The 2,236-nt window shown below is 58.1% G+C and carries 4 protein-coding genes and 1 tRNA gene; 3 read left to right on the top strand and 2 right to left on the bottom strand.

Annotated features, from left to right (window positions below):
- Positions 1-396: 396 nt before the first annotated feature.
- Positions 397-471 (top strand) — tRNA-Thr (locus tag HK28_RS13445).
- Positions 472-623: 152 nt separating this feature from the next.
- Here the strand turns inward: HK28_RS13445 and HK28_RS13440 are convergent.
- Entirely contained in the window at positions 624-893 is a 270-nt protein-coding gene (locus HK28_RS13440; protein WP_086645039.1) for a hypothetical protein, read from the bottom strand.
- Between the two features lie 305 nt (positions 894-1,198).
- Between HK28_RS13440 and HK28_RS13435 the strand changes: the two genes are divergently transcribed.
- Both HK28_RS13435 and HK28_RS14560 read left to right on the top strand, forming a co-directional pair.
- On the top strand, positions 1,199-1,399 hold the full coding sequence (locus HK28_RS13435) for a hypothetical protein (protein ID WP_143217437.1): 201 nt from the start codon (positions 1,199-1,201) through the stop codon (positions 1,397-1,399).
- Between the two features lie 9 nt (positions 1,400-1,408).
- Positions 1,409-1,543, top strand: a complete 135-nt coding sequence (locus HK28_RS14560; RefSeq protein WP_086645037.1) for a contact-dependent growth inhibition system immunity protein — start codon at positions 1,409-1,411, stop codon at positions 1,541-1,543.
- A 167-nt stretch (positions 1,544-1,710) separates the two neighbouring features.
- Here the strand turns inward: HK28_RS14560 and HK28_RS13425 are convergent.
- On the bottom strand, positions 1,711-2,236 hold a 526-nt coding region (locus HK28_RS13425), incomplete at its 5' end, for a membrane integrity-associated transporter subunit PqiC (protein WP_143217436.1).

The raw sequence follows: 2,236 nt of genomic DNA, 5'->3' as shown, positions 1-2,236 counted from the left end.
GCATTGCAGCAACGGCAGATCATCTCAAGACCTAACAGGCCCTAGTTGTTACAGCTCGACGACCGATATCCAGGCTGATGCGTCTGACTAGAATGTCCCGAGCCATGCGAGCGTGGCGCTTTACATTTCCAGGAAAGAGGCGAGACGCCCTTACCCGATCAAACAAGAGCCGCGTTTACTTTTAAGACCTATAATTGCTCGCTCCGGATCCGCGATACGCTCTGTGACCAAATCTCACTACCCACCACAAGCATGTGGTTGCCGGGCACCATGACGTACACAGCAGAACCGGCTTGACGGAGAGCTTTGAAACCACCAAAAGCGACGCGAAGAGACTGTATAGCGCAGGCCTGTCAGTTAAGCGCCTTACATGAAGCGACGGATTTTCGTCGTTCCGCCGGGTTAGCACAGTGGTAGTGCAGCGGTTTTGTAAACCGAAGGTCGGGGGTTCAAATCCCTCACCCGGCACCACAAACCTAACGAAATCAATTACTTAAAAACCTTCTTGGTGCAGTCACGAAACCGTGAGCGCTGTATTTAGCCGAACTACGACCCTGTTTTCAAAGCTCACCGTCGGAGTGCCCGAAGCCCTTACCCTGCCCGCACCGCAGTATTTCCCTCACCTAGCCGTTTGCGGGCGAACGCCCGGTCCGCACGCCCTGCCCTCCTTCAGAGGCCTGAGCAAAGCGAAGACGTCCTCGACGGCGACGGGCGTGATCTGCACGAACAGTCTCGATCGCGGCCTGATTGCGCGGATCTCCTGCACGCGCCGCGTCGACGAGCGGCTCGATCTGGTTATGCGCCGTCTGGAACGCAGGCTTGATTTTAGCCGTGACAACCGGATTTGCCCACGGATTCCGCTCACAGGCCACCACCACCTGAGCCGCCGCCAAGCTGGCGTTCTATGGCACCGTGTATAGACCTCTGACCTTCGAGATCGACGCAATCACGTGAATAACCCTCACCTCGGGCCCGAGCAGACCATACCGCTGCACGTAAAACGAGTAGCCATTTATCTTTCGGCGGAATATATCTCAATCGAATTATTTGAGACTTGGCGGGCAGTATTTCTCGCGCACGGGCTGGTGCGCTCATGCGTCGTGAGAGGAGACTACGCCGCAATGGATCGGCGAGAACTTCCGCAAGGCCATCGAGACCAGCGAGTATTTCAAAACGCCAGGCGTGCCGATCGATTCTGATGCCCGCAAAGCGATGGAGGTTGTCTCCGAAGCATGGCACCGGGCGTTCGAGGCCGAACATCGCCAGAACCTACGGCTACAAGGAAGTCGTCTATACCGGCAAACGCAGCGATTACGTTTCCGCATCGTGGCATTACCAGGTTGACGATATCATTATTCTCAAGGCGACCAAGCGGCGCGCTGGCGGACACCGCGCCTGACCTGACGATGTGAAGCATCAGGACAAGCGGATACGCGCTCCCCTGTCCGCGTCCGACGAGGAACTCGGTAAGGCCATTCGTAAGGCATTCTCGCGGTGCGAAGCTCCGGGACGCCCGAAAATCAACTGGTCAAAGCCGGAGTGATCACGGGTCACGACATCCGTGCCTACCTGCGACGACAGGGTTTAAAGGATAATGTTCGGCAGATAACCATGCCTAAGGCGGAAGCACGGTCAGCCCACACTCGCCTCACCCGTCACCGAAATTAACTGACGATGGACGCCCCTCCAGTAACTCTATTGGCTTCCCCCCTATCGCGCCATCACCGATGGCGGCAAAGCGCGGATCTGCGCTGCGATCTGATCCGCCGCCTGCCCGAGCAGAATGCTTAGTGCCGCAACCAGCCCCTTCGTACCGGAACCTGCTGGCGCGCTCAGAAGAATTCGCCGATTGAACGGCGCCCCGTCGTCCGCGTTGGCCATGCGCACCGCCGCCTGTACGTCCAGAATCGCCTGCCCTGACGCGTCGCGCGAGAAACGGTTGACGACCAGTTCCACGAACGCCTGAGGCGTGCCGGTAATGGCGTCGTTTTGAACGACGAGATTGACGCCCGGGAGGCGCTGTCCCAGTTCACCTGCAAGGACATGCGCAATTTGGGAAGCCAGGGGCTCGCTCCACGCATCTGACGACGCCACATCCAATTTATAGCCACTGTCGCTCAGTACGATCCGATCACGATCCAGTCCGGCCGAAATCGTTGGTAACCGCACCTCCACCGAATTCACGGCAGGAAGAACAGGCGAAGGCTGCCCCGCCACTGGAGCGAGCGTATACAGC

Source organism: Acetobacter sp. DsW_063, assembly GCF_002153745.1.
Classification (GTDB): domain Bacteria; phylum Pseudomonadota; class Alphaproteobacteria; order Acetobacterales; family Acetobacteraceae; genus Acetobacter.
The sequence above is the reverse complement of the archived record's forward strand: the minus strand, read 5'-3'. Positions and strand labels throughout refer to the sequence as shown.

Coding starts and splice junctions, on each gene's coding strand:
- HK28_RS13435 (WP_143217437.1), top strand. CDS start 1,199: ATGCCCGCAAAGCGATGGAGGTTGTCTCCGAAGCATGGCACCGGGCGT.